26 protein-coding genes are annotated in these 25200 nt (G+C 63.1%); 11 read left to right on the plus strand and 15 right to left on the minus strand.

Translation table 11 applies throughout. The features are described from left to right. Nucleotides 1–22 precede the first annotated feature (22 nt). Nucleotides 23–415: a transcriptional regulator gene (locus CFE28_04685; GenBank protein ID OYU69359.1), complete on the minus strand. Its 393-nt coding sequence runs from the start codon at nucleotides 413–415 to the stop codon at nucleotides 23–25. 130 nt (nucleotides 416–545) lie between these two features. Between CFE28_04685 and CFE28_04690 the strand changes: the two genes are divergently transcribed. Next, nucleotides 546–1463: a lipid A biosynthesis acyltransferase gene (locus CFE28_04690; protein ID OYU69360.1), complete on the plus strand. Its 918-nt coding sequence runs from the start codon at nucleotides 546–548 to the stop codon at nucleotides 1461–1463. Here CFE28_04690 and CFE28_04695 read toward each other — a convergent pair. The 4 genes from CFE28_04695 to CFE28_04710 form a co-directional block, all read right to left on the minus strand. After that, nucleotides 1460–2251 carry a peptidase M24 gene (locus tag CFE28_04695; protein OYU69361.1) on the minus strand — a complete coding sequence of 264 codons (792 nt, stop codon included), beginning with the start codon at nucleotides 2249–2251 and terminating at the stop codon, nucleotides 1460–1462. The two genes, CFE28_04690 and CFE28_04695, sit on opposite strands and share 4 nt — an antisense overlap. Before the next feature lie 38 nt (nucleotides 2252–2289). Next, nucleotides 2290–2511: a hypothetical protein gene (locus CFE28_04700; protein OYU69362.1), complete on the minus strand. Its 222-nt coding sequence runs from the start codon at nucleotides 2509–2511 to the stop codon at nucleotides 2290–2292. A 28-nt stretch (nucleotides 2512–2539) separates the two neighbouring features. Then, nucleotides 2540–3994 (minus strand): exodeoxyribonuclease VII large subunit, encoded by a 1455-nt coding sequence (locus CFE28_04705; GenBank protein OYU69363.1) that lies wholly within the window; start codon nucleotides 3992–3994, stop codon nucleotides 2540–2542. A gap of 62 nt (nucleotides 3995–4056) precedes the next feature. Next, nucleotides 4057–4563 (minus strand): GcrA cell cycle regulator, encoded by a 507-nt coding sequence (locus CFE28_04710; GenBank protein ID OYU69364.1) that lies wholly within the window; start codon nucleotides 4561–4563, stop codon nucleotides 4057–4059. Nucleotides 4564–4785: 222 nt separating this feature from the next. Between CFE28_04710 and CFE28_04715 the strand changes: the two genes are divergently transcribed. The 5 genes from CFE28_04715 to CFE28_04735 all read left to right on the plus strand — a co-directional run bounded on the left by CFE28_04715 (nucleotide 4786) and on the right by CFE28_04735 (nucleotide 9593). Further along, a complete protein-coding gene (locus tag CFE28_04715; protein ID OYU69365.1) occupies nucleotides 4786–5607 on the plus strand; it encodes a multidrug ABC transporter permease in 822 nt (273 codons plus the stop codon). 155 nt (nucleotides 5608–5762) lie between these two features. Further along, a complete protein-coding gene (locus CFE28_04720; protein ID OYU71556.1) occupies nucleotides 5763–6935 on the plus strand; it encodes an acetylornithine transaminase in 1173 nt (390 codons plus the stop codon). A gap of 103 nt (nucleotides 6936–7038) precedes the next feature. Further along, nucleotides 7039–7974 (plus strand): ornithine carbamoyltransferase, encoded by a 936-nt coding sequence (gene argF, locus CFE28_04725; GenBank protein ID OYU69366.1) that lies wholly within the window; start codon nucleotides 7039–7041, stop codon nucleotides 7972–7974. A gap of 284 nt (nucleotides 7975–8258) precedes the next feature. Beyond that, complete coding sequence (locus CFE28_04730; GenBank protein ID OYU69367.1) at nucleotides 8259–8720, plus strand: tellurite resistance terb; 462 nt, start codon at nucleotides 8259–8261, stop codon at nucleotides 8718–8720. A 96-nt stretch (nucleotides 8721–8816) separates the two neighbouring features. After that, nucleotides 8817–9593 (plus strand): short-chain dehydrogenase, encoded by a 777-nt coding sequence (locus CFE28_04735; GenBank protein OYU69368.1) that lies wholly within the window; start codon nucleotides 8817–8819, stop codon nucleotides 9591–9593. A gap of 4 nt (nucleotides 9594–9597) precedes the next feature. Here CFE28_04735 and CFE28_04740 read toward each other — a convergent pair whose 3' ends face one another. Next, nucleotides 9598–10749: an alpha/beta hydrolase gene (locus tag CFE28_04740; GenBank protein ID OYU71557.1), complete on the minus strand. Its 1152-nt coding sequence runs from the start codon at nucleotides 10747–10749 to the stop codon at nucleotides 9598–9600. 97 nt (nucleotides 10750–10846) lie between these two features. Between CFE28_04740 and CFE28_04745 the strand changes: the two genes are divergently transcribed. Next, nucleotides 10847–11527 carry a glyoxalase gene (locus CFE28_04745; protein OYU69369.1) on the plus strand — a complete coding sequence of 227 codons (681 nt, stop codon included), beginning with the start codon at nucleotides 10847–10849 and terminating at the stop codon, nucleotides 11525–11527. 108 nt (nucleotides 11528–11635) lie between these two features. Here CFE28_04745 and CFE28_04750 read toward each other — a convergent pair whose 3' ends face one another. Next, nucleotides 11636–12289 carry a disulfide bond formation protein DsbA gene (locus CFE28_04750; protein OYU69370.1) on the minus strand — a complete coding sequence of 218 codons (654 nt, stop codon included), beginning with the start codon at nucleotides 12287–12289 and terminating at the stop codon, nucleotides 11636–11638. Between the two features lie 73 nt (nucleotides 12290–12362). Between CFE28_04750 and CFE28_04755 the strand changes: the two genes are divergently transcribed. Then, entirely contained in the window at nucleotides 12363–12746 is a 384-nt protein-coding gene (locus CFE28_04755) for a hypothetical protein (GenBank protein OYU69371.1), read from the plus strand. Nucleotides 12747–12878: 132 nt separating this feature from the next. On the opposite strand, the gene CFE28_04760 is transcribed toward CFE28_04755, so the two are convergent. The 3 genes from CFE28_04760 to CFE28_04770 form a co-directional block, all read right to left on the minus strand. Further along, entirely contained in the window at nucleotides 12879–14300 is a 1422-nt protein-coding gene (locus CFE28_04760) for a hypothetical protein (GenBank protein OYU69372.1), read from the minus strand. 363 nt (nucleotides 14301–14663) lie between these two features. Continuing rightward, the gene (locus CFE28_04765; protein ID OYU69373.1) at nucleotides 14664–15701 is read right to left on the minus strand and encodes an MBL fold metallo-hydrolase; all 1038 of its coding nucleotides are present in this window, start codon (nucleotides 15699–15701) and stop codon (nucleotides 14664–14666) included. Nucleotides 15702–15776: 75 nt separating this feature from the next. Beyond that, entirely contained in the window at nucleotides 15777–16415 is a 639-nt protein-coding gene (locus CFE28_04770; protein OYU69374.1) for an Asp/Glu racemase, read from the minus strand. 143 nt (nucleotides 16416–16558) lie between these two features. On the opposite strand from CFE28_04770, the gene CFE28_04775 reads away from it, so the two are divergent. The 3 genes from CFE28_04775 to CFE28_04785 all read left to right on the plus strand — a co-directional run bounded on the left by CFE28_04775 (nucleotide 16559) and on the right by CFE28_04785 (nucleotide 19800). Then, nucleotides 16559–17686 (plus strand): NADH oxidase, encoded by a 1128-nt coding sequence (locus CFE28_04775; protein ID OYU71558.1) that lies wholly within the window; start codon nucleotides 16559–16561, stop codon nucleotides 17684–17686. A 20-nt stretch (nucleotides 17687–17706) separates the two neighbouring features. After that, nucleotides 17707–19308 (plus strand): choline dehydrogenase, encoded by a 1602-nt coding sequence (locus tag CFE28_04780; GenBank protein ID OYU69375.1) that lies wholly within the window; start codon nucleotides 17707–17709, stop codon nucleotides 19306–19308. A gap of 228 nt (nucleotides 19309–19536) precedes the next feature. Continuing rightward, nucleotides 19537–19800 carry a hypothetical protein gene (locus CFE28_04785; GenBank protein OYU69376.1) on the plus strand — a complete coding sequence of 88 codons (264 nt, stop codon included), beginning with the start codon at nucleotides 19537–19539 and terminating at the stop codon, nucleotides 19798–19800. Between the two features lie 166 nt (nucleotides 19801–19966). On the opposite strand, the gene CFE28_04790 is transcribed toward CFE28_04785, so the two are convergent. The 5 genes from CFE28_04790 to CFE28_04810 form a co-directional block, all read right to left on the minus strand. Further along, nucleotides 19967–20197, minus strand: a complete 231-nt coding sequence (locus CFE28_04790) for a hypothetical protein (GenBank protein OYU69377.1) — start codon at nucleotides 20195–20197, stop codon at nucleotides 19967–19969. A gap of 905 nt (nucleotides 20198–21102) precedes the next feature. Next, entirely contained in the window at nucleotides 21103–21420 is a 318-nt protein-coding gene (locus CFE28_04795) for a transcriptional regulator (GenBank protein OYU69378.1), read from the minus strand. A gap of 177 nt (nucleotides 21421–21597) precedes the next feature. Then, nucleotides 21598–22014 carry a hypothetical protein gene (locus tag CFE28_04800; protein OYU69379.1) on the minus strand — a complete coding sequence of 139 codons (417 nt, stop codon included), beginning with the start codon at nucleotides 22012–22014 and terminating at the stop codon, nucleotides 21598–21600. A gap of 102 nt (nucleotides 22015–22116) precedes the next feature. After that, nucleotides 22117–23328, minus strand: a complete 1212-nt coding sequence (locus CFE28_04805; protein ID OYU69380.1) for an acyl-CoA dehydrogenase — start codon at nucleotides 23326–23328, stop codon at nucleotides 22117–22119. 86 nt (nucleotides 23329–23414) lie between these two features. After that, entirely contained in the window at nucleotides 23415–25136 is a 1722-nt protein-coding gene (locus CFE28_04810) for an amidohydrolase (protein OYU69381.1), read from the minus strand. Nucleotides 25137–25200 lie beyond the last annotated feature (64 nt).

Here is a 25200-nt window from a genome sequence, read left to right on the forward strand (position 1 = left end):
TTACAGCGGGGGCTCCGACGGTCTAGGCGGCTTCCTGGTCGCCGTTCAGGGACTTGGCCAGATCCAGCAGCCGGCGGCGGGGACGCTCGCCCAGCTGGTAGTAGGCGCGGATCAGATCCAGGGTTTCCTTGCGGGCGAACATTTCGCCATTGCCTTCGGTCTCGCCGTTGTTCTCGCGGTTGGCGGCTTCTGACAGACCGTCATAGAAATAGCCGACCGGAACCTCGAGGGCTTCGGAGAGCTGCCACAGCCGCGCTGCGGAAATGCGGTTGGCGCCGCACTCATACTTCTGGATCTGCTGGAAGCGGACGCCGCAGGCGCAGGCCAGTTGTTGCTGGGTCAGGCCCAGGAGTCGACGACGACGACGCAGGCGCTTGCCCAGGTGGAGATCGATATTGCTGCCGGTGGAGTCCATGACGGCCCCTCTGTCTTGGTTGCACCGCCTGTCTCAAAGTGAGACGGGCTGCCCTCAAATTGGCAAGTCGCGCGCCAAGCGAGCCCGGTTCGCGTTGCGCGACAGGCCCCTGGCCGGTTAGGACTGCGTTATGACCACGGCCAAACCATCACTGGCGCAGGACCTTGTCTGGCGGCTCGAGGCCCTGGCCTATGACGCGGTCACAGGCCTTGCGCGCCTGTTTCCGATTGATGGGGTCTCTGACTTCGGAGCTTGGCTTTTCAAGGGGTTAGGTCCGCTGACCAGCACTCACCGGGTGGTGATGGCCAACCTGCGGATCGCCTTTCCGGACGCCCCTGACGCAGAGATCCACCGCCTGGCCATGGAGAGCTGGGCCGAGACCGGTCGGGTGGCGCTGGAGTTCCCCATCCTCGACAAGATCATCGCCGATCCCACACGGGTGGAAGTGGTCAATGGGGAAAGGCTGGCCGAAATCGCCCGGGAAGGGCAGGCGGTCGTATTCATTTCCGGACACTTTTCCTCGATGGAGGTCATGCCGGCTGCCATCGTTCAGGCCGGCATCACCTGCCACATCACCTATCGCGCGATGAACAATCCCCATGTGGACGCCAGCTTCCGCCGCAGCCGCTTCCGGTATGGCGTGCGCCTGTTTGCGCCCAAGGGCGGCGAAAGCGCCCGGGAATTGATCAGGGCCCTGGGTCGGGGCGAGTGCGCGGCCCTGATGAATGACCAGAAGTTCAATGGCGGGGTCGCCGCACCACTGTTCGGCGTGACCTGCTATACGGCGCCGGGCCCCAGCAGCTTCGCCCTGCGTTACAATATCCCGCTGCAACCCATGTCGGTCCAGCGCACGCACAAGGCCAGGTTCAAGGTCGTGGTCCACGACGCCATCCACCTGCAGAATACCGGCGACCGCAATGCCGACATCGCCGCCGGGGTGGGCAAGGTGAACGCCTTTATCGAGGATCGGGTAAGGGCGCGGCCGGCCGAATGGTTCTGGGTCCACAAGCGCTGGCCCAACGAACACTACAGGAAGCCCAGGGGCTAGGCGGCCTTCACGCCCACCATAAGCATGGGGTCGAGATTTCGACCATGCCACTTCATGCGCCAGCAGAGATGGGGCCCGGTCGCCCGGCCTTCCTTGCCAACGGCGCCGATCACCTGGCCCTGGGTCACGACGTCGCCCTTCTTCACCAGCACCTTCGACTGATGCAGGTAGGCCGTGATCAGGCCCTGTCCGTGGTCCAGCAGGGTCAGGCCGCCTTCGAAGTGCAGCCCGGTTTCAGCAAAGGCCACCAGGGCGCCTGCGGGGGCATGGATGGGCGTTCCCGCTGGCGCAGCCATGTCGTCGCCATAGTGCGGCCGCTTGGGCACGCCGTTCAGAACGCGCTGGCCGCCAAATCGTCCCGACAGGCGGAATTTCTTCAAGGGGAGAATGAAGCCTGTTCGGAAATCCTGACGGTCTGCCCGGCTGGAAAAGCCAATGGACTTGCGCGCCGTTTCAGCTGCTATCCGGGCAAGCAGGGCCTCACCCTGGGGATTGACCTGGTCTTCAGCCAGGCCGCTGATCTTCTGGATGTCGAATACGCCCGGCGCGATGTGCGACACATGTTCGGCGGCGCCTTCGGGCGCTACGGCGCGTATTGTGGCTTTCGGTTCAGCGTCACGGTCAAAGCCGACAATGAACAGCCCCTCCGCCGACGCCTGGCCTTCATAGACCCCATCCACAAAAATCCTCGCCCGGGGCCGTGTACGGCCGATCAGGGCGCCGCCCTGCTGCGAGCGGCCGGTGAGCTCCAGGGGAATATCCGCACGCGCCGGCCCCGCAAGGCCCAGGGCGCCAAGGCCGACAAGGGCCTGCCTGCGGGTGGAGGTCAGGGGTTCTTCTCCTGCCAGCGGGCGAGGGACTCTGCCGGGCCTGCATAGGCCTCCTGCAGGGGTGCGCTCCAGTAGCGCAGGGCCTCAAGCGGGATTTTGACGCCTGAAACAGCGCAGAGCACATACTTGCCGTTCTTCAGGACGACAAATTCGCCATCGCCATAGTGCAGGCTGGCAATGTCGGCGGCGTTCGGAAGATCACGATCAATAGCGTTCATGGCGCACACATTAGCCCAAGCCGGGCGATCAGAACAGATCGCCCTGGTTCGGCGGCGTTGGGGTTGGACGGATGGGCTTCACCGGCCGTGGCGGCGTCTTCGGCGCAGGAACCTCAGCGCCCCCGGCGCCATCAATGATGGCGTTGCGATCCACATCAGCGAAGACCAGACGCACCGCCTCGCCTGCTGAAAGGCCTGCCCCTTCCCGGACGAGCCCGCCATCCAGCCTGTGCACCCGGGCGAAGCCGCGCTTGAGTGGCGCGCTGGGGTCCACGGACAGATGAAGCTTTGACAGGCTGACCAGTCTCTCCCGGGCCCGGTCGACGGCCCGGGTCATGGCCGGTTGCAGGCGCGCAGTCAGCCGGGACAGACGGTCCTGATGAACCGTCTGCGGTCGCTGGAGCATGGCGGGATTGAGGCGTGACCCGACCCGCACCAGACTGGTCCGGTGAACGGCGACATTGCGCTCCAGGGCCGCACCCAGGCGGCTCTTCGCCAGGGTGAAGCGCTGGTCGGCCAGTTCGAGCTGGTCAGGAACTCGTGCCAGACTGCGTCCCAGGGTTTCGATTCGGCCCCGACGATCTTCCACCAGCCGCCCGCCTGCGCGGTGCAGACGTCCCGTGAGATCGGAAATGCCGGCCCGCAGTTCTGACAGGACCGGCGTCGCCATCTCAGCGGCGGCTGTCGGAGTCGGCGCCCTGCGATCTGAAACGAAGTCAATCAGGGTGGTGTCGGTCTCGTGGCCGACAGCCGAGATCAGCGGGATCTCCGAGGCCGCCACGCAGCGGGCCAGGGCCTCGTCATTAAAGGCCCAAAGATCTTCAACCGAACCGCCGCCCCGGGCGACGATCAGGATGTCGGGGCGGGGAACGGGGCCGCCGGGGGCCAAGCCGTTGAAACCTTCGATCGCCGCGCGGACCTGGGCTGATGCAGCGTCTCCCTGGACCACAACCGGCCAGACAATCACATGGCAGGGCCAGCGGTCGCGGATGCGGTGAAGAATGTCCCGGATGACCGCGCCCGTTGGGCTTGTAATGACGCCCACCACAGAGGGCATGGCGGGCAGGGCCTGCTTGCGGGCGCTGTCGAACAGGCCCTCGCTCTGCAGGCGGGCCTTCAACCGCTCCAGCTGGGCCAGCAGGGCGCCAACCCCAGCGGCCTCCATGGTCTCGATGACGATCTGGTAGCGGGATCCGGCGGGAAAGGTGGTGATCTTGCCGGTGACGATCACTTCAAGGCCCTGTTCAGGGCGGACCGAAAGGGCGCGGACGGACCCCTTCCACACCACGCCGTCTATCGAGGCGCGTTCGTCCTTGAGGGTCAGATAGACATGACCATTGCCGTGGAAGGTGACCTTGGACAGCTCGCCGCGCAGGCGGACAAAGCCGTAGGATTCCTCGAGAGTCCGTTTGAGCGCGAAAGCCAGTTCCGAGACGGAATAGGCCTTGGCGTTTGAATCAGACTCGATGGGAAGATCGCTCATCAGAGAAAGGTAGCGGGGGCTGGGCGAAAACCCAAACCCCCACTACCCCATCCCCAACGGATTTAGATGTAGCGGCGCAGGGAGCGGGCCAACTCGTTGGCGCCCGACTTCTTCTTGGTCTGCGCGGGCTGATAAGCGACCCGGGCGTGCTCGACGCAATAGGGACCATCGCTCTGGCGACGACCGCAGAAGGTGAAGCCGTCGCTGGACGGGTCGCCGATCGGCCACTTGCACATGTGGGCGCCCAGGGTCAGCACGGTGGCCGAGCCCGGCGCTTCGTCCACATAACGGACCGGCGCAGGCATGGGCGGCGCCAGGGTCATGGCGGCGGGTTCGGCGATCCGACGGGGTGCGGCCGGCTGGGCCACGGGACGGGCCGGACGCGGCGCCTTGAACACCGGGCGGGCGGGCTTGGAAGGCGCGGCGCGACCCGAGAGGCCCAGACGATGGACCTTGCCGATCACGGCGTTACGGGTGACCCCGCCCAGTTGTTTTGCGATCTGACTGGCGGACAAGCCGTCCTGCCAGAGCTTTTTCAGCATTTCGACGCGTTCGTCCGTCCAGCCCATGGCTCGCTCCACCGCTTTTTAGGATCCATATGGCGCCCCTGCGCACCCCCTGGATCAATATCTGGTGGCCGTTCCCAACTCCGGCCCCCCTTAACTACCAGATACCGTATACCTTTCGTTAATCACCACAATAGGCGCCTTGGGCTCCATCCACAGAAACTAGATGTTGATTCGGCCCTGGCGGGCCTTGCGCATCAGGCTGGGGGGAGGCAAATCAGATCCATGACCGACATCACCCCCGCCGCCGCAGTCATTCCGCCGCAACCCCGGGACTATCACGGGGTGAACTGGGCGGGCTTCCGCACCCTCTATCGGCGCGAAGTCATGCGCTTCTGGAAGGTGGGCATGCAGACCCTGGCGGCGCCTGTGGTCACCTCCCTGCTCTACATGATGGTCTTTGTGGTCGCCGCCCAGGGGGCGCGACCGCCGGTCCATGGCGTAGAATTCGGAACCTTCGTGGCGCCGGGCCTGATCATGATGTCCATACTGAATAACTCTTTCGCCAATTCGTCTTCCAGCCTGCTGCAGGCCAAGATGAATGGGCTGATCGGTGACTTCCTGACTCCGCCCCTGACCCCGCCCGAGCACGTGGCGGCCTTCGCCCTTGGCGCCGCGACCCGGGGGATACTGGTGGGCTCAGTGACCTGGTTGGCGGTGGCGCCCTTCACCCACCTGCCCATCACACATCCCTGGGCCGTGCTCTATTTCGGGCTGGGCGCCGCGACCATACTGGGTCTGCTGGGCATCATGGCCGGTCTGTGGAGCGAGAAGTTCGACAATATGGCGGTGGTCACCAACTTCATCGTCATGCCCATGACCTTTCTGTCCGGAACATTCTATCTTGTAGAGCGCCTGCCAGAGCCCTTCAGGTCGGCCAGCCACTTCAATCCGTTTTTCTATCTGATTGACGGTTTCCGCTACGGCTTCATCGGCCACGCGGAGGGCTCACTTTTTGTCGGCGTCGCCATGACCGCAGGTTTGATCGTGGCCTTCACCAGCATCTGCCTGTGGATGTTCGAGACCGGCTACAAGATAAAGTCTTGATGACAGCCCCTCGTCTTTGTTGACAGAGGGGTTGCTTGAGACGAAAACGCCAAGCCTTCCAGTCCCCGTCGCCCTGCGGCGGGGACGCTTGATTTCGGAGGGTTACTCCCGTGACTGAAAAGACCGCTTCGGCGCCCGTTCCTGACGACCACATCATGGGCGTGTACAGCCGCACCCCGCTGGCGTTCGAACGAGGCGAAGGCGCGCGCCTTTTCACTGTGGACGGTGAGGAATACCTCGACTGCATGGCGGGCATCGCCGTGAACGCCCTGGGGCATGCCAATCCCAAACTGGTTCAGGCCGTGAAGGACCAGGCTGAAAAGCTCTGGCACGTGTCGAACATCTTCACGATCCCCGGCCAGGAAAAGCTGGCCAAGGTGCTGACCGACGCGACCTTCGCCGACGTTGTCTTCTTCGGCAATTCCGGGGCGGAGGCCGTTGAGTGCGCCATCAAGACGGCGCGCAAGTATCACTGGTCCAAGGGTCAGCCCGAGCGCATTGACATCATCGGCTTCGAGGGCTCCTTCCACGGACGGACCCTGGCGGCGGTGAACGCCTCGGGCAATGCGTCCTACCTTGAGGGCTTCGGGCCCAAAATGCCGGGCTTCATCCAGCTGCCCTATGGCGACCATGAGGCCCTCAAGGCGGCCATTGGCCCGACCACGGCGGCGATCATCATCGAGCCTGTGCAAGGGGAAGGCGGGGCCCGCGCCCTGCCCGACGCCTGCATGCGCGGCCTGCGTCAGCTGTGCGATGAAACCGGCGTCCTGCTGATCCTCGATGAGATACAGTGCGGCCTTGGCCGGACCGGCAAGCTCTTTGCCTATGAATGGGCCGGGGTGGAGCCGGACATCATGACTGTGGCCAAGGCCCTGGGCGGCGGCTTCCCGGTCGGCGCATGTCTTGCGACTGCAGAGGCGGCGTCCGGCATGAGCGTCGGCTCCCACGGGTCGACCTATGGCGGAAACCCCCTGGCCATGGCTGTGGGGCTTGCCGCCATGGAGCAGCTGAACTCCCCGGAGCTCCTCGCCCATGTGAACGAGGTCTCGGGCTATTTCCGCCAGCAGTTCGCCGGCCTGCAGGAACGCTTCCCGGACGTTGTCCAGGATGTCCGCGGCCGCGGCATGCTGATCGGTCTGAAACTGGGCACGCCCAACCGCGAGTTCATGCAGCATGCCCGTGACCAGCACCTGCTGCTGGCCGGCGGCGGCGACAACTGCGTACGCCTTCTCCCGCCGCTTACCCTCACCCTCGACGAGGCCCGTGACGCCGTCAGCCGGATCGAGCGCGCCTGCGAAGCCGCCCGCGCCGCAGCCAAGGCCGCCTGATTATCCATCCCAGGTCCCGGCGCAAGCCGGGACTTCCAGATCCGAATGAACGATCCCGCCCTTGCCGGGCTTTCCTGCGGCAGGCGGTGAATGGAGGGTTTTCATGACCCAGCCCGTGAGACATTTCCTCGATCTCTGGCGCCATGACGGGGCGACCCTGCGCGCCATTCTGGATGACGCCCACGCCCGCAAGGCCGCCCGAAAGGGCTGGACCCAGGGCAGGGTAGATCCCGATGCGCCGGCCCGGGACCGCACCCTGGCCATGATCTTCGAGAAGAACTCCACCCGGACCCGGTTCTCCTTCGATGCGGCCATGCGCCAGCTGGGTGGAGATGTGATCATCTCCACAGCCTCGGACATGCAGTTGGGGCGTGGTGAGACCATCGAGGATACCGCCCGGGTCCTGTCGCGCATGGTCGACGCCATCATGTTGCGCGCAAACCATCACGACGATGTGGAGCGCCTCGCCTATGGCTCCACCGTTCCGGTGATCAACGGCCTGTCTGACAAGGGGCATCCCTGCCAGATCATCGCCGACATCATGACCTTCGAGGAGCACAGGGGCCCGATCAGTGGCAAGACCCTGGCCTGGGTGGGCGACGGCAACAATGTCTGCGCCAGCTTCATCCATGCTGCACCCAAGCTGGGCTTCCGGTTCAATATCGCGGCGCCGGCGCTCTACTTCCCGGACCTGATGGATCTGGCCCGCGCCAGCGAGCAGCAAGGTAGGGTTCATACGACCCATGATCCCCGGGAAGCCGTCGAAGGCGCCGACTGCGTCATCGCCGACACCTGGGTTTCCATGGGCGATGTGGATCATGACCAGCGCATGGAGGCCCTCGAGCCCTACCAGGTAAACAGCGGTCTCATGGGACTGGCGGCGAAGGACAGCGTCTTTCTCCACTGCCTGCCGGCCCACCGCGGCGAAGAGGTGACGGATGACGTCATCGACGGTCCGCAGAGCCTGATCTGGGACGAGGCGGAAAACCGTATCCACGCCCAGAAGTCGATCCTGGCTTGGTGTTTCGGCGCATTCTGACCGGAAAATGCTGCGCAGCAATTGGTGCAGCATAATCCGTATCAGGATGAAAATCCCGGCTGGCTGAACTTTCTTTGGCGCCATCCCTTGAAGGCGAAACCTTCCTTCCCATTTCTGGTGCGCGGGCCGGGCCCCTCTGGCGCGTCGTCAACATGGCGATGCGTGATGTCGGACCGCCAGGGATGTATCGGGCCTTACAATCCCAAGGGCCTGACCTCCCTGTCATCAGAGGCGGCCCGGAATACGATCACCAGCCGCCTCAAGTTGATACTTGAGGAGCTTGAATGCCAAATCGCAACCATCGCTATCGCCCCGACTTCCGCAGCCTCCTGAAAGAGGCCTGGACACCCGGAGACGCGATCCAGTTTGACGCCATCATCGGGGCCTGCGCCCTGGTGGCCCACGCAGACGGCTGGGTGACCGTGGAGGAGCGGCGCAAGCTTACCGAGCGATTCTGCGCCATTGAGGATCTGGCGATTTTCGGGCCCGATGAAGCCCTGGACGCCTTCGACCAGCTGATCGACCTGTTCGATCGCGACGCCGAACTTGCCCGCAGCGACGCCGAGGCGGCGGTGGCCAAGCTTCGCAGCCATCCGCTCGCCGCCAGACGTCTGGTCGCCACAGCCTGTGGCGTGGCGGCCGCGGACGGAGGTTTCGATGAGGCCGAGAGGGACATTGTCCTGCGTCTCTGCAAGATCCTCAACGTGCCGCCGGTGGAGTTCGAGCTCATTCCTACGGCAGGCTAGGCGCCAACCGACGGGGCCATAGTTTCTCTCCCTTTCTCTGGCGTGGATTTGTCCTAGTCTGCCTGCCAGAGGAAAAATCCAGGGGGAGACAAGGCTATGGCGAGCGGACGGGTGGCGGGCAAGACCGCCCTGGTGACAGGCGGCGCTTCAGGGCTGGGCGCGGAGTCCGCCAGGCGATTGGCGCGGGAAGGGGCCAGTGTTGTCCTGACCGATCTGGCGGAGGACGCAGGTCAGGATCTGGCCGACGAAATCCTGGCCAATGGCGGGAAGGCCCTGTTCCTCCGTCATGACGTGACCTCGGAAGGCGACTGGGAGTCCGTCGTCGCCCGCACAATGGAGACCTTCGGCCGTCTCGACATCCTGGTGAACAATGCCGGTATAGCCATCACCGGGCTGGAATTGATGACCCACAGCCTGGAGGGCTGGCGCAAGACCCTGGCGGTCAATCTGGATGGGGTCTTCCTGGGCCTCCGCTATTGCGGACCGGCTATAGCTGCAGGCCAGAGGGGCGGTTCCGTGATCAATCTCTCCTCGATTATGGGCAAGGTCGCCAGCCCCGGTGCGGCCGCCTATTGCGCGTCCAAGGGCGGGGTCCTGATGCTGACCAAGGCCGCGGCCCTGGAATGGGCGCCCCTGGGCATCCGGGTGAATTCCATCCATCCCGGCTTCATTGATACGCCCCTGGTGTCCGGCATCCTGCGAAACGCCGAAAACGCCAATGAGCGGCGCGAAATGCTGATCAACCGTCACCCCATTGGCCGGCTGGGCGTCCCCCGGGAGATCGCCGACGCCGTGGTCTTCCTGGCCAGCGATGAGTCCAGCTTCATGACCGGCGGCGAAATGGTGATCGACGGCGGCTATACGGCCCAGTGAAACTCTAGAAGCCCCGGGCTTCCAGCCAGGAGATCACAGCCGTGCAGGCCTTGGGCAGCAGGTCACGGCGGTCGACGTAATAGTGGTCGGCCCCCTCGATGTGCACCAGGGTCTTGTCCTGCGAAGCGACGGCGTCGAACAGGCGCTGGGCGTGGCTGGGTGTGCAGGCCAGGTCGGCGGTATTGTTGATCACCAGGACCGGGCAGGACATGTTCGCCCCATTGACCAGGCCATTGGCCCGGCTCTCATCATAGCTCCACTGGGACAGCCAGGACCTCAGGGTCGAGAAGCGCCCCAGACCCACCGGCCCGTCATTGACGATCCGCGGATCGCCCAGATAGCAGGTCCCGGGCTTGCGGTCGGAAGGGTCCTGGGTCGGGTCCATCCAGCGCACGTCTGACATGGTGCCATAGGTCACGAAACAGCGCTCGGCGTCCGGGTCCGGCCCGGCCTGGATCTGCGCCAGCTCGGCCTTCACCCGGGCCGTGATGCGGCGGTTGCGGTCAATCTGGGCCTGTCGGAAACGGGCGACAAAGGCGTCGGAATAAGGGGGTTGGTTGGGACAGGCGGGATCGTAGATGTTCAGCTCCAGGTCCCGCTCGAAGGGCCGGTCCTCGTCCAGGATCGACGGGTCCAGCCATTCGGTCATGGTGACCGACCGGCTGATGTGGGCGGCCAGCAACATGACCGCGTCGGCGGGGATCAGACCCGCCGCCGTCAGGTCGACCTCGTCCCCCGCCGGGGTGGTCTTCAGGGTCGGGCGCTCCGCCTGATCCTGATAGAACAGGGACAGGGATCCGCCGCCGGACCAGCCCCCCAATATGACCTTCTCATAGCCAAACCGGGTCTTCAGATCGGCAATGCAGGCGCCCAGATCAAGGACGCACTTCTCCATGATCAGGGCGGTGTCATTCCCCCGATAGCGCGGGTTGCAATAGATGACATGGCGGCCCGCATGGGCCAGGGCCGAGACCAGGGGCAGGAAGGATCCACCGCCCACCGGGTGGCTGAACAGGATGACGCTCTTTGACTCCACGTCGTCGGGCCGGATGCGCATGCACTCGACGAAGACCTGGCCCGAGGGTCCGCCATAGACCTCTTTCAGCCGGGTGTTGTCGGCATGTACAAAGCCATAGGGCTCGCGCACCACGCTCATCGGCATTCCTCCCCTGAAGGTTATTGGCGCCAAGACTCAGGCATATGCCGCCGGCCGTCCAGAGGCTATTGTCACCGTCAAAGACAGGGGAGGAACCATGAGCCAGCATCCCACCGGCATCCATCACCTGGCCTTCATGGCCGGGGATATCAAGAAGCATATCGACTTCTTCTCGCAGGTCATGGGCTGCCCGTTGGTCGCCCTGTTCGACATGCACGGCGTGCCCGGCGGCCTCCACGCCTTCCTGCGCATGAATGACCACAGCTATTTCTCTATCGTCCAGCTGCCCAAGGTCGACGACATCCCCATCGAGGTGGGCGTGACCCATGCGGGCACCGGCGCCGGCGTCAGCGCGCCGGGCACCCTGCAGCATCTGGCCTTCCGGGCTGACACCGAGGCCGACCTGATCGCCCTGCGCGACCGCATCCGCAGCCATGGGGTCAATGTCATCGGCCCCATCGATCACGGCATGTGCAAGTCGATCTATTTTGCGGGGCCCGACCAGATGACCCTGGAGGTGGCGACGCCTGGAACCCTCATGGACCCTGCCCACTGGGTCGACCCGGCCGTCCTGGCCAAGGCCGGGATTTCCGACGCTGAGGCCGAACGGTTCAAGGCGCCCATGGCCTATACAGGCCCAAGCCCCGTGCCCCAGCCGCCCTATGATCCCGCCATGCCGCACATGGCCTATCCGCCCAAGGCCTATGAGCAGATCCTGGCGACGCCGGACGCGGTGGTTCTGGCGGCGGGCTCCTTTACCGACCCGCCGGTTCCCTAGAGCGCGTTCCCTTTAGACGGAACCGTCTAAAGGGTAAAACTGCGCTCTTATCCAAACAAGTAGAGCACGCTCGTCGCGATAACCGGTTCCCACTTATCGCGGCGTGCTCTAGGTCCGCGGCTGCAGGCCCTGCTGGCCCAGCCGCCAGCGGAACTGGTCATAGCGGTCCTGGCCGAAGAAGGGCTCGCCATTGAAGGCGATCATCGGCACGCCATAGTGGCCGGCCTTGCGCTGGTCGACCTGGTTGACCTCGATGATCTGGTGCAGGCGATCGGCGTCTGAATCGACCGCGTTGAAGATGTCAGCGGGGTCGAGACCGGCCCGGCGGATGGCGTCAGCGATATGATCGCCCTCATGCCAGTTGTCGATCGAGCCGCCCCAGATCATGGCGCTGATCTCGTTCAGGAAGGCCAGGCCCTTGCCCCGCTCGGTCGCCGCTACGCCCATGCGGGTCAGGCGGTGGATGTGCGGCTGGTCCTTGGGATAGGTCCGGGTCTCGCGGTCCATATAGACCGGATCCGGCCGCGGCCAGCGGAAGGGCAGGCCCAGGAATTCCGCCTCCCGGTGGATGTCGGCCTGGAAGTAGCTGAACCACAGGGGATCGCGGGTCTCGAAGAATTCCGGCGTCCGCACCGCCAGGGGATAGACCGGCCTCACATTGCAGACCACGTCGAACTCGGCCTCCAGGGCCACCAGCCGCGGGGTGATCATGTAGGAATAGGGCGAGCGGAAGGACCAGTAGAGGTCATAGGTCAGGGTCATTGGCGCGCTCCGGCTTGGGCTCTCGATCAGATTGTGACATAAGGCGCGTCACAATCAATCGGGAGCCTTCACCATGGGCCGGACAATCATTCGCGGACTGGTCGGAATTGCCGGCCTGCTGGGCCTTCTGGTCGCAACCAGACTGCTGCTGCAACCCGAAGCCACGGGTCTGAAGCTGGGCCTGACGCCTGTAGGCTCCCTTGGCCTCGCGACCATTCGCGCCGACGTTGCCGGCTTCTTCGCCGTGACGGGCGGGCTCTCACTGTTCGCCGCCTGGAAGAATGACCGGGCCCTGATCCTGGCGCCATTGCTCCTGATCGCCGCCGCCCTCGCGGGACGCTGCCTCAACCTGGCCGTCCAGGGGGTCAGTCCGGAGCTTGTACCTCCGATGGTGATCGAGGCGGCCCTGCTTGTCCTGCTGGCGTTTGGTCGGAGGAGTTTGGGCACTAGGGGCTAGGTCTGACCTTCGATGGCCGGCCCTGTCTGCCCGTGCGGACTTCTAATTCGTACAGTGTCGCCGTAATTTCGACGACCATCTTAGCAACGCGGCTCACGTAGGGGCGGTTCGGAGAGCGATCAACTACGGTGTTTAGTCCGCAAGATGCAGGATCTGCGTAGACGCCTTTTCACCGAGAAAATCCCGCAGTGATCCTTCTGCCGCAGGGCCTCCACTTTGTGCCAGCGTCGCGATGGCTTGGCCGCAAAGAACCTCCCAAGGCTTGTTGGTCATTTCGCTTACGAGAATATTCCGAATTTCTTTCAGATCGTGGCCTTTGCGATCGAACCCGCCTTCGATGAAAGCCTGCATATGGGCGTGGTATTTATGGCCTGTTTTAGACTCGCACCAGTTGCGCACTTTCTCCTGAAGAGTCGGCCAATCTGTATCAGCCAGCGCCAAAGCTTCATCGCTCAGCATCAGGTTTTCGGCGGCACGGCACCCGAGGCGCATTCGAATAATGTGTCCAAGGTCATCAATGGCTTCAGGTTGCAAGTCGCGGTCCCGAAGAGAGTATCCCTTCGCGTCGTCGTAGACGGCATCGATTAGCCCATTCACCTCGCTTTCAAATTGGGCGAACTGATTGATGCTGCTAGCGACACACGGAAATACGCGAACGCGTCCCCCGCTCGACCGAATTGCCTGCTGCCACACCCGTTCATCGTCTTCCCCTTCGATGATTAGAATGGGTGCCTGGTTGAATACGTTCGACAGTGGGTGTGCGCCAAAGATTGGCAGAATTTCACGGTCGACGGTCGTAACAGGTCTGAACGTGAGCGCGGAAATGTCCTTCCGCTTAAAAGCCATTCGTGTTTCAGGATCTGTGGCTAGGCCTGCGAGAAGTGGTGTGCTGTGTGTCGCCACGACGAGTGTGATGGGTTGATCAGCGAGCGCCTCGATCATGAAGCGCGTCAGACGATCCTGTAGATCGGGGTGAAGATGGACATCGGGCTCATCCATCAAGAGCACGTTTTCTTTCCCTGCTTGCGCTTCGCTCACGAAAGATAGGATTTCAATTCCGAGCGAGATTAGTTCGGACTCACCGCTGCTTATGTCAGTCGCCTGCGCTTCAGCGCCGGTTTCGCGGACGATAATCTTAAAGGCTTTAGTTGGATCAAGCTCAATCTGAACGCGATCCAAGAGGACGTTCAACTTTTCCAGAACCACTCCGAATCTTGGCTTCGTACGGTCCTCATCGATTTCACGAAGCTTCAGAAGTTCCAGCCGCCGGAACAGCACTGCGCTCTGCTCTCGGAAATTGGAGGACTGATTCTGCCGCCTGTTCTCTTCCATCCACCTTGGATTGTGGCGGAGGCTTACTTCGATGTTGGGCTCATATTGGAGCACGCCCCCGCGCTCCGGGCTAATGTAGCGTACCTTCCCAATCCCTTCACCGAGATCACTTGAGATTTCGATCTTCTTGAGCAGGAAGCTCTTTCCGCACCCATTCTTTCCCAGAATGACGTTCTTTTTCGCGAGGTCGATGAGCTGAAATTCGCCAGCGCGCAGGTTCATGGTTTCATTCTACCTTAAATCATCAGCTGAGCTACAGCCGTACTAACCAGCTAAATCGCGTTCATTCTCCACTGGCTAGAGATCAGGTGTAAGCACTGTTCTGACCCCACCTAGCGGGATTGTTCGGATGTATGGATGGTACAGGCCCTGACTGCGGCGGGCTTAGTTCCATGATGATGTCATCTGACGATGCTATGATGGAGGTCCATGGGGTCCGCCGGTTTGGAGTTTTTACCGGGGTTACGGTGACACTGTATGGAATAGGATGCTGACCTTAGGACCTATCTGCAAAGTGCGTATCTCTGCTCCACTGACTCTCACAGCATCCCCGCCCTTCGCCCGCAGGACACTTGGATCCCGCCCCTAGTACTGCCCGTACTTGATCTCCGCCGATCCCACCGGCAGTTCCACCGTCATGCCGTCCTTTGACAGTTTCCAGGGGGCGAAGCCGACGGCGTCCACGCCCTTGGTGAAGCTGGCCTCGGTGAAGAAGGGCAGGCCAGCCTGGGTCAGGTGATAGAGGACCAGGGCCTTGACCCCGGCGTCCTTCGCGGTCTCGGCAGCCTCCACCGGGGTGGTGTGATAGGTCAGGGTGTCGTCCATGATCGAGCTCATCCGGCCCTGACCGGCGCCTGCCAGGGCGCGGACCATCATCCGGGTCATGTCTGAGTTCTGGGCTTCGTGGATCAGGACATCGGCGCCCTTGGACGCTTCGGCCAGCTGGGGCCACTTCTTCGTGTCGCCGCTGATCACCACCGAGCGGCCCTTGTAGTCGAACCGGTAGCCAAAGGCCGGCGAGACCGGGCTGTGTTCCACGGCGATGGCCGTCACGGTCAGGTCGCCATCGGTCCAGGCGACCTTGGAGCGCACCTTGCCCGAAGCCTGGTCTCCGGGAATGCTGATGACCTTGGGCGCCAGCAGGCCAAAGGCCACCGGCAGCTTCACTCCGTCATGCTCGTGGTGGGCGATGCGGAAGCCGTGGTCCCGGGCATAGGCCTGGTTGATCCCGGCGGCCAGTTTGTCCACCCCGGCGGGGCCGACCACGGACATGGCGACGGAACGACCGGCCACCCAGCTGTTATTGTTGAACTCCCCCAGATCGCCGATGTGATCGGAGTGCAGGTGGGTGATGAAGACCGCCTTGGCGGTCGCCGCAGGCAGCCGATAGAGGCCGATGTTTTCCGCAGACTCCGGTCCGACGTCCACGAGGTAGAGGGAGCCGCCAGCCTGGATGGCGACACAGGGCTTGGCGCGGTCCCTGACCGGCAGGGGTCCCGAGGTGCCGCAGAAGGTCACCTTCAGGCTGTCGGGCGCGGTCTGGGCCAGGCCCGAGGATGCGGCGGCCATGGTGAGCGCAAAGGTAAGGCCAGCGGCGATGCGGGGCAGGGTCGTCATGGTCATCTCCCAGGTGGGTCCGAAACGACCCTGATTGTGGGAGGGAGCCTGAAGTATTGGCACGATCAGTGCAACAATAATCTAGGGTCGGGCGACAACCTTGCGGGCGGCCTGCAGGCCTGCCATCGGGCTGGTGAGGGGCGGGGGCTGCACCTGCACCTTGTCAGCGGCTCCCGCCATGGAGGCCTGGGCCAGGGCGACGCTGGTGACGCCATCCTTCCGGGCCCGGTCTGCGGCAGCGGCGATGGTGTCTTCGTAGTTGTCCAGCTGGCCCGCCTTGAACATGTCCCAGGCGCCGTCGACCCACCAGATGTCGATCTCGGCGCCCGTCCTTGTGGCGGCGGTCCTGAAGAGGTCGCCTGTCGCCTGGAGCGTTGAGGGGGCTGCGCAGATCACTACAACCCGGCCGCCACCCTTCACGGCAAGGTCAGCCAGGGCGCTGTCGGCCCGGAACTGGTTTGGCGCCTCGGCGGGTATGGCCGGGCCCAGGGTCGAGCAGGTCAGCAGAACCGAAGGGGCGGTTTCGCCCAGGTCGCAAAGGGCCCGGCGGGTGAGGTCAATCACGGCCGGGGTCAGCTCTCCCGCAGACTCCGCCGCCGCCAGCAGATCGGGCCGGACAAGGTGTGAAAGGGCGCCTTCCGGCCAGCCCAGCTTCACCCGCGCCGCCTCGAAGACGGCGACATTGCTTTCGGCTGTATGGAGGCAGGCGATCTGGACCATCGGGTGAACCGCGATGCTGCGTGTGGACCAAGGCGCCACGCCCCGCGTTTCTACCGAAGACAGGTTAAACAATGGTCGGTAGAAGTGTCCCGAAATGGCCCTGGCGGCTGAAAATCATTGGGAGAGACACTATGAGCGGCAATATCGAAAGCACGGGCCTGCAACTCCGGTCCCTGATCAAGGCCAGCGGCGAGCTGGAACTGTCCCTGCAGCGCGTGCCGGTTGCCGAGCCGGGCCCCGATGAAGTCGTCGTCCGCATCGAAGCCTCGCCGATCAATCCGTCGGATCTGGGCCTCCTGGTCGGCGCTGCTGACATGAGCACCGCAAAGTCCACAGGCTCGGGCGAATCCACCGTCGTCACCGCTGGCGTGCCGCCCCAGTTCATGCGGGCCATGGCTGGCCGGGTCGATGAATCCATGCCCGTGGGCAATGAAGGCGGCGGCGTGGTCATCGCGGCCGGCAGTTCGCCCGCTGCCCAGGCCCTGATGGGCAAGACGGTCGGCGTTCTGGGCGGCGCCATGTACGCCCAGTACCGCACCCTGCGGGCCTCTGACTGCCTGGTCATGCACGACGGCGTCACCCCGATGGAAGCGGCCTCCTGCTTCGTCAATCCGCTGACCGCCCTCGGCATGGTCGAGACCATGCGTCGGGAAAACCACAAGGCCCTGGTCCACACTGCGGCCGCCTCGAACCTTGGCCAGATGCTCAACAAGATCTGCCTCATGGACGGGGTCGATCTGGTGAACATCGTCCGCAATGACGCCCAGGCCGACATCCTGCGGAAGATCGGCGCCAAGCACATTGTCGACTCCAGCTCGGCCACCTTCATGGAAGACCTGACCAAGGCCCTGGTGGAAGCCGGCGCCACCCTGGCCTTCGACGCCATCGGCGGCGGCAAGCTGGCCGGCCAGATCCTCACCTGCATGGAAGCGGCCGCCAACCAGACCGCCACGGTCTACAGCCGCTATGGCTCGAGCACCTACAAGCAGGTCTACATCTATGGCGGCCTCAACACCGGCCCGACCGAGCTCAACCGCAGCTTCGGCATGATGTGGGGCCTGGGCGGCTGGCTGCTGACCCCCTTCCTGATGAAGATCGGCGCAGAAGCCGCCGGCGCACTGCGCGCCCGGGTCGCCGCCGAGATCAAGACCACCTTCGCCAGCCACTACACCCAGGTGGTCTCCCTTCAGGGCGCCTTGGATCTGGACGCCATCGCCGCCTACAACCGCAAGGCCACAGGCGAGAAGTTCCTGATCAACCCCAGCCTCTAAGGGAACTCCAGACCGCGCCCATGAGCGATCAGTTTGACTATATCGTCGTGGGCGCGGGTTCGGCCGGGTGCGTCCTGGCCAACCGGCTGTCGGAAGACCCGAGCAATAATGTCCTGGTCCTGGAGGCCGGGGGCAATGACGACTGGATCTGGTTCCACATTCCCGTGGGCTACCTGTTCTCCATCGGCAATCCCCGGGCCGACTGGATGTTCCAGACGGAAGCCACACCGGGCCTGGGCGGCCGCAGCCTGAACTATCCCCGGGGCAAGGTCCTGGGCGGCTGTTCGGCCATCAACGCCATGATCTACATGCGCGGCCAGGCGGCGGACTATGAGGCCTGGCGCCAGATAGGCCTCACGGGCTGGGGCTGGGGCGATGTCCTGCCCCTGTTCCTCGACCAGGAAGACCATGTCTCCCCGCCCGATGACCTGCACCGCCAGGGGGGCGAGTGGCGGGTCGACCATCCCCGGATGAGGTGGAAGGTGCTGGACGCCTTTGGCGAGGCCGCCTCCCAGGCCGGCATCCCCCTGGTCCCCGACTTCAATGGCGGCGACAATTTCGGGGCCGGCTATTTCCAGGTGAACCAGAAGAACGGCCGCCGGTGGAGCGCCGCCAGCGCCTTCCTCAAGCCCGTCCTATACCGCCAGAACCTGCAGGTGGAGACCGGCGTCAAGGTCAACGAGATCCTCATCGAGAATGGCCGGGCCGTGGGCGTCGCCTGGCTGAAGGACGGCGAGCGGTTCGAAGCCTACTGCAATGCCGAGGTGGTGCTGGCCGCCGGCGCCGTGGGCACCCCCAACCTGCTGGAGCTGTCAGGCATAGGCGACGCCCGCCGCCTGACCTCCCTGGGCCTGATCTGCAAGGTCCATGCTCCGGGGGTGGGCGAGAACCTGCAGGATCACCTGCAGATCCGGCCCTATTACAAGGTCAGCGGCGTGCCGACCATGAACGCCCTCTACGCCTCCTGGTGGCGGCGGCCCCTGATGGCCCTGGAATACGCCGCCCTGCGCCGGGGGCCCATGTCCATGGCGCCCTCCCAGTTCGGCGCCTTCGCCTATTCCTCGGCCGAGTTCGAGACCCCCAACCTGCAGTTCCACGTCCAGCCCCTGTCCCTGGACAAGTTCGGCGACGACCTGCACCCCTTCCCGGCCATTACGGTCAGCGTCTGCAATCTGCGCCCCACCAGCCGGGGCTCGATCCACATCGGCTCGGCCGACCCCTTCGCCGCCCCGCGCATCCAGCCCAACTATCTTTCGACCCCCCAGGACGAGAAAGTGGCGGTGGACTCCCTGAAACTGGTCCGCAAGATCGTGGCCCAGGCGCCCCTCCAGGCCTTCAAGCCCCAGGAGCACCGCCCGGGGCCGGAGGCCCGCACCGACGCCGACCTGCTGGCCGCCGCCCGGGCCCTGGGCACCACCATCTTCCACCCGGTGGGCACGGCCAGGATGGGCCGGGCCGACGACTCCATGGCGGTGGTCGACGCCCAGCTGCGGGTGCGGGGGGTCAAGGGCCTGCGCATTGCCGACGCCTCGGTCATGCCGACCATCACCTCCGGCAATACCAACTCGCCCACCATGATGATCGCCGAAAAGGCCGCACGCATGATGCTGGCCGCCCGCTGAGAATTCTGCGATGAGGGCGTGTCCCGGCGGAACCGCGCCGAGTCCCCTCAGGAGAGGCCCATGAAGCCGCCCCCCAAGCGCCTGTCCGACCTCAAGGGCGGAACCCCCCAGGCCTCCAAGACCTTCGCCCCGCCCACCCCCAAGGTCTCCCGCCAGACCAAGGCCAAGGTGCTGACGCCTGCGGAGAAGGCGGCATTTCTGGCGTCGCGGCCGGATTTGAAATCCTGAGTGCAGACGGTGCGATACTATATCGGCATCATCCATAAGGATGAGGGCAGCGACTTCGGGATCTCATTTCCCGATTTCCCGGGCTGCATTTCCGCCGGCTCTGATCTGTCGGAACTTGCGGTGATGGGGCAGGAAGCCCTGCGGGGCCACATCACCCTCATGGCGGATGAGGGCCTGCCCATTCCCGAACCGTCTTCCATGGACGTTGTCATGGGACACCCGGACAATCGGGTTGGAACCCCAGTTCTCATTCCAGCGCCGTAGATTTTCTCAAAAGCCGCGGGGGGCGAACAGCACCATCCCCTAGGATGCCTTGAATTCGACCGAAGCCGACGCACAGCACTATGCGCGGTCGAAATTCGGGGTGAAGGCGGCGCGGCAATTTATTGCGACGCAGGGATAGGTGATATTAATTTCACCTAAGATGATACTAATCAATTTCCATACAGTGTAGAGTTCTTGGGTATGGCATCTTGAATATATAGCGAAAGAACAAGGACATTAATATGTACATTACCCCAGATAGCGCAAGAACTTTTCCTTGGTCACTATTTGGAGACACTTCCTGCATCACCACCTCGGCCTCGGAAATCAAATATATAATCCCCGTCGCGGCAAGAATTAGTCCCAAAACTAAAATAATATTCGAGAATACAATCATTGCAGTAGTTCTAGAAATCTTGGGAGGCTTATCTTTGCCTATAAAAGACATGTCCCTAATCTGTGAGAAGTGTAAATCTAATGGGCTTGAAATATTTCTAATTCTCTTCATTCCCTTTATTGTTCCCAACAAGGGAATATTACTACGCTGATCTGTATGAAGTAATTCTATTACGACACCTTCATTCTTGGCCAAATATTCGAATGAAACGTATGCCAAGTCGAGTGATTTTTCAGAACTCGATATATTGGCGTCATTTACTTCGTTGCTATATTTAATAATTGCAGTATTCAATATTTTTTCGCCACTCTCCATTTCAAACCTTAGTTTCGAAAGTTGAGCAACATCTCCGCGATTGATTACTGTATTTCCGCTGTTCCAAATAACAGCTATGGTTCTAGTCAGTCGTGGTATCTCGACGCCATCGTATAGAACGCTTAAATCACTTGAGATTTGTCCTAGATGAGAGCCAATAATCCTATTGGATTTCTGATAACAACTAAGTGCAATCTTCCCGCGGCCTAATGCAAAATAAATTCCCGAAATAAAAACCGCCGCAATCAAAGAAATAAGGAACAATACAATGGCAAGCTTGTCAGAATTGCTAAAAGCGCCAAAATATTCGATCATTTTTTCCACGTTGATGATAAAATCTTGAGGACAACAAGGTAGGCAAACTAGGTAGCGTGCTGTCAGTTTGGATCAGAGCAGCGCCCACGGGGAATCCTCCCACATCAAGCTTACAAAGAATAGAGTGTCAGGTCCAGTATTTCACCGATACTGACGGGGCTGTTGAAAACCATACGACTCAGTTGGCAGGTCCAGCATTCATTAGTTTTGTCGGCTTGTGACACCATCTGCGACGTCGCAGCGGGTCCCGTAAAGCCTCACTGCGCCCCTGACCTTTACCCGCCCGCAAAATTGCCAATCTCGACGGAGCGATCGGAAAAGGTCGCCGTAATGTGCAGCTCGCCGCCCATGGCGGCGATGAGGTCGCGCAGGGTGCTGACCTTCATGTCCGGGCGGCGGACCAGTTTCGAGATGGCCGGTTGCTGAACCTCCAGAAGGCTGGCCAGTTCCTCCTGGCTGATGCCAAGGCCTTCCCGCAATTGTTCCAGGCTGACCACTTCGGCCCCAAGCTCCGCCTTGCGGGCCAGGTTTGCGGCGAGCCGTTCGGGGCTCCAGCCCTTCTTGAGGTTGGAGAACGGCTGATGACCACTCATTTCATCAATCCTTCCTGTCTCAATTCCTGCAGATGCACATCGTAGAGGTCGTCTGCGACCGGGATCAGGCCGGAAATCCGGTGACAGTTCCAGCATTCCCCAACACCTGATACGGCCGCCGATACCTGCACGCATCCAGGGCATTGAACTCGACCAGTCGTCCGTGCTGCAAGAGACCTATCCCGCCTTCCGCGGCCGTCCACCCTTGGCGCCGTTGGCGCGGGCGGCTTGGGACTTGGCCGCGGAGCGGGTCTGGCCTGCCCGGCGGGCCATGTAGCTGCGGCCGCCGAAGAGACCCATCATCAGCCCAGGGATGGAGATGTCCACGTCAGGACCCTCCCAGTGGAGGCCATAGCCATCTCCCAGCACCTCAATAGCGCCGATGTCAGCGTCGGTGGCGCCTTCCAGCCCCTGAACCAACTTGGGCGGAAAGGCAAAGGTGCAACCATTGGTCAGGTCAACCACCACCCGACCAACTTGAGGGTCATAGTGGGCGCGGATGGCCCTGGGCTCGGTCCGTGCGGCTTGGCGGCCCCGGGCTTCGGCGGCGGCGAGAATGGACCTCCGGCGTTCGAGCAGACCTGCATCACCCATGGGTGAACGTCCTCCGATGAATCTATCGCCTTGTATCTATAGCTGTTTCACGTGAAACAAAACAAGAACAAAATGATCTGACCCGGGAGCGAGCACACCGCCTCACGTCGACTGCGTCGTATCCGGCAAACCCAAAATCCGCTTCGAAATGATGTTGTTCTGGATCTCGGATGAGCCGCCATAGATGGACATGGCCTTGCCGCTGAGCCAGCCGCGGACGGCTTCGATTTCTTCCTTTTCGAAGGCGTCGCCTTCCCAGCCCAGGCCCTGACCGCCCATGATTTCCAGGGTCAGTTCGGCGCGGGTTTGCGAGACATTGGTGGCGCTGTTCTTCAGGACCGAGGCGGCGTTGCCGGGGCTGGAATTGCCTTTGGCTTCGGCCACGGCGCGGGCCAGGGTCAGGCCGTGGATCTTCGCATCCATCAGGTGCTGGGTCAGGCGGGTGCGCAGGTCGGCGTCGGCAATGCGGCCGGCCTCATCGACGCCCACATACTTGCGGGCAATGTCCTGCAGCGGGGTGGACTTGCCGCCCATGGAGACGCCGGTCTGGCTGGCGCGCTCGTGCTGCAGCAGGCGCTTGCCCACGGTCCAGCCATGGTTGATCTCGCCCAGCAGGGCGTCCTTGGTGGCGGTGGCTTCGGTGAAGAAGGTTTCGCAGAAGGGCGAGGCGCCGGCGATCAGCTTGATCGGCCGGGTTTCGATGGCGTCCTGATGCATGTCGATCAGGATGAAGCTGATGCCCTCATGCTTCTTGGCGGAGGGATCGGTGCGGACCAGGGCGCCGCACCAGTCGGAATACTGGGCGCCCGAGGTCCAGATCTTCTGGCCGTCAATCTGCCAGTGATCGCCCATGTCGACGCAGCGCATCTGCAGGGAGGCCAGGTCTGACCCGGCGCCCGGCTCGGAATAGCCGACGCACCAGCGCACCTCGCCGCGGCAGATGGGCGGGATGTGCTTCTGCTTCTGCTCTTCAGTGCCGTAATCCATGATGGTCGGACCGATCATGGTCACGCCCATGCCGGCCATCAGCGGGTTAAAGGCGCCGATGGCGGCCATTTCCTGCTGCAGGACCCGGGCCTGGGCCTGGGAGAGACCACCGCCGCCATACTGGGCCGGCCAGGTGGGGGTGCCCCAGCCCTTGGCGCCCATGGCGGCCTTCCACTTGCCCACATCGCCGGTGGGGGCGGGGCCGTCCATCAGGGCCAGGGCCAGACCCTGCTTGCTGCGCAGGCTTTCGGGGAAGTTGGCTTCCAGCCAGTCGCGGGCTTCCTTGCGGAAGGTTTCCAGTTCAACGTCGCCGCCAAAATCCGCCATGTGGGTCTCTCCGGTCGTCTCGAATGGGTCGTTGGTCGATACAATAGGGCTCGCAGCCGCGGCCACAAGCCCGACGCTAGGTCAGGTCAGGCCAGAATTCGTGCTTCCCGGCCGCCCCGGACCAGGGTTCCCGGCAGGGCGCCGGTGAATTCCCCGTCGTCAAAGGTCACCTCGCCCGACTTCAGCGTATAGCGATAGCCCTCCACCCGCTGGACCAGGCGCTTGCCCCCGGCCGGCAGGTCGTGGACCGCCTCGGGCCGGAACAGGCGCAGGCGATCGAAGTCGATGATGTTGATGTCGGCCAGCATGCCAGGCTTCAGCTCGCCACGGTCATTGAGGCCATAGGCTTTTGCCGTGTCGCTGGTCAGCTTGCGCACCAGGAATTCCAGGGGGAAACGCTCGCCCTTGACCCGGTCCCGGGCCCAGTAGGTGAGGATGAAGGTGGGCATGCCGGCGTCGGCTATGACCCCGCAGTGGGCGCCGCCATCCGACAGGCCAAACAGCACATTGGGGTGCTGCATGTTCTTGCGGAAGAAGTCGAAGTTGTAGGTGTTGTAGCCACCGAGCGGTTGGTAAAACAGCTCCTTGCCGTCCTCGCGGATCAACAGGTCGTACATCATCTCCAGCGGGGTGATCCCGGCGGCGGCGGCCATGCCCGAGACGCTGGCCTCGCGGTCGGGCTCATAGTTCGGATTGTCCCCCAGGGGGAAGATGCGGAACAGGAATTCCGTCATGTCCGAGCCCATGATGGCCGAGCGGATCATGCTGTCTTCGCCCAGGATGGCGGCGCGGATGTCGGGGCGCTTCATGGCCGCGACCCGGCCTTCGAGATCCAGGGGGGCGACGGCCTTGGCATAGGTCGGGTGGCCGACAAAGACGTGGAAGTTGGACTGCAGACCGTGCAGGACCCCGGTGGGGCGACCGGCGATCTGGGGCCGGATGTCCATGCCCTGGAGCCGGGACTCCTCGGCGATGTTGTACATCTTGTTGCCTTCATAGGCGCCGGCCGAGGTGGCGACCAGGGTGACGGGCAGGCCGGTCTCCTGGGCGAAGGCCTTGACCCAGGACCACTCGTCGTCGTCGCCCAGATGGTCGGACACCATCTCGAAGACGCCGTGGCTGAGGCCCTTCATGGCCAGGCCCAGGGCCAGCATTTCGTCGGACCCGGCGAAGGTGCCCGGGACGTGGATCCCCTGCTTGTCCTTGTGCAGCAGGGTGCGGGAGGTGGAGAAGCCGAGCGCCCCGGCCATGACGCCCTCTCGGACATGCTCGGCCATTTCGGCGATCTCGTCGGCATTGGGGGCGTAGTCGGTATTGCAGCGGTCGCCCAGGACATAGGCCCGCACCGCGCCGTGGGGCACGTGGACGCCGACGTCGATGGCCCGCTTCTTGGACTCCAGGGCGTCGAGATATTCGGGGAACCGCTCCCACTGCCAGTCAATGCCCTCGGCCAGGGCGGCGCCGGGAATGTCCTCGACCCCTTCCATCAGCTCGATGAGGAAGTTGTGGTCCTGGGGGCGGACGGGGGCGAAGCCGACCCCGCAATTGCCCATGATGGCTGTGGTCACGCCATGCCAGCTGGAGGGGGCCAGCAAGGGATCCCAGGTGGCCTGACCGTCATAGTGGGTGTGGATGTCCACCCAGCCCGGCGTGACCACCATGCCCTTGGCGTCGATCTCCTTGCGGGCCGATCCCGTGACCTTACCGACCTGGACGATCCGGTCGCCGTCGATGGCGATGTCGCCCAGGACCGGCGGGGCGCCGGTGCCGTCAACGAGGGTTCCGTTGCGGATGATGAGATCGTGCATGCTGGCCTCCCGGGGGATCTTTATTTTGGGGCCATTGTTGATCGACTGGCGCGGAACGCAAGCG

This window comes from Alphaproteobacteria bacterium PA2, from assembly GCA_002256425.1.
Taxonomy (GTDB): Bacteria; Pseudomonadota; Alphaproteobacteria; order Caulobacterales; family Caulobacteraceae; genus Phenylobacterium.

Bases quoted from the DNA above. Each gene is read 5' to 3' on its own strand.
- CFE28_04685 (OYU69359.1), bottom strand. From the start codon at position 415: ATGGACTCCACCGGCAGCAATATCGATCTCCACCTGGGCAAGCGCCTG.
- CFE28_04690 (OYU69360.1), top strand. From the start codon at position 546: ATGACCACGGCCAAACCATCACTGGCGCAGGACCTTGTCTGGCGGCTC.
- CFE28_04700 (OYU69362.1), bottom strand. From the start codon at position 2,511: ATGAACGCTATTGATCGTGATCTTCCGAACGCCGCCGACATTGCCAGC.
- CFE28_04705 (OYU69363.1), bottom strand. From the start codon at position 3,994: ATGAGCGATCTTCCCATCGAGTCTGATTCAAACGCCAAGGCCTATTCC.
- CFE28_04710 (OYU69364.1), bottom strand. From the start codon at position 4,563: ATGGGCTGGACGGACGAACGCGTCGAAATGCTGAAAAAGCTCTGGCAG.
- CFE28_04715 (OYU69365.1), top strand. From the start codon at position 4,786: ATGACCGACATCACCCCCGCCGCCGCAGTCATTCCGCCGCAACCCCGG.
- CFE28_04720 (OYU71556.1), top strand. From the start codon at position 5,763: ATGGGCGTGTACAGCCGCACCCCGCTGGCGTTCGAACGAGGCGAAGGC.
- argF (OYU69366.1), top strand. From the start codon at position 7,039: ATGACCCAGCCCGTGAGACATTTCCTCGATCTCTGGCGCCATGACGGG.
- CFE28_04730 (OYU69367.1), top strand. From the start codon at position 8,259: ATGCCAAATCGCAACCATCGCTATCGCCCCGACTTCCGCAGCCTCCTG.
- CFE28_04735 (OYU69368.1), top strand. From the start codon at position 8,817: ATGGCGAGCGGACGGGTGGCGGGCAAGACCGCCCTGGTGACAGGCGGC.
- CFE28_04740 (OYU71557.1), bottom strand. From the start codon at position 10,749: ATGAGCGTGGTGCGCGAGCCCTATGGCTTTGTACATGCCGACAACACC.
- CFE28_04745 (OYU69369.1), top strand. From the start codon at position 10,847: ATGAGCCAGCATCCCACCGGCATCCATCACCTGGCCTTCATGGCCGGG.
- CFE28_04750 (OYU69370.1), bottom strand. From the start codon at position 12,289: ATGACCCTGACCTATGACCTCTACTGGTCCTTCCGCTCGCCCTATTCC.
- CFE28_04755 (OYU69371.1), top strand. From the start codon at position 12,363: ATGGGCCGGACAATCATTCGCGGACTGGTCGGAATTGCCGGCCTGCTG.
- CFE28_04760 (OYU69372.1), bottom strand. From the start codon at position 14,300: ATGAACCTGCGCGCTGGCGAATTTCAGCTCATCGACCTCGCGAAAAAG.
- CFE28_04765 (OYU69373.1), bottom strand. From the start codon at position 15,701: ATGACCATGACGACCCTGCCCCGCATCGCCGCTGGCCTTACCTTTGCG.
- CFE28_04770 (OYU69374.1), bottom strand. From the start codon at position 16,415: ATGGTCCAGATCGCCTGCCTCCATACAGCCGAAAGCAATGTCGCCGTC.
- CFE28_04780 (OYU69375.1), top strand. From the start codon at position 17,707: ATGAGCGATCAGTTTGACTATATCGTCGTGGGCGCGGGTTCGGCCGGG.
- CFE28_04790 (OYU69377.1), bottom strand. From the start codon at position 20,197: ATGATTGTATTCTCGAATATTATTTTAGTTTTGGGACTAATTCTTGCC.
- CFE28_04795 (OYU69378.1), bottom strand. From the start codon at position 21,420: ATGAGTGGTCATCAGCCGTTCTCCAACCTCAAGAAGGGCTGGAGCCCC.
- CFE28_04800 (OYU69379.1), bottom strand. From the start codon at position 22,014: ATGGGTGATGCAGGTCTGCTCGAACGCCGGAGGTCCATTCTCGCCGCC.
- CFE28_04805 (OYU69380.1), bottom strand. From the start codon at position 23,328: ATGGCGGATTTTGGCGGCGACGTTGAACTGGAAACCTTCCGCAAGGAA.
- CFE28_04810 (OYU69381.1), bottom strand. From the start codon at position 25,136: ATGCACGATCTCATCATCCGCAACGGAACCCTCGTTGACGGCACCGGC.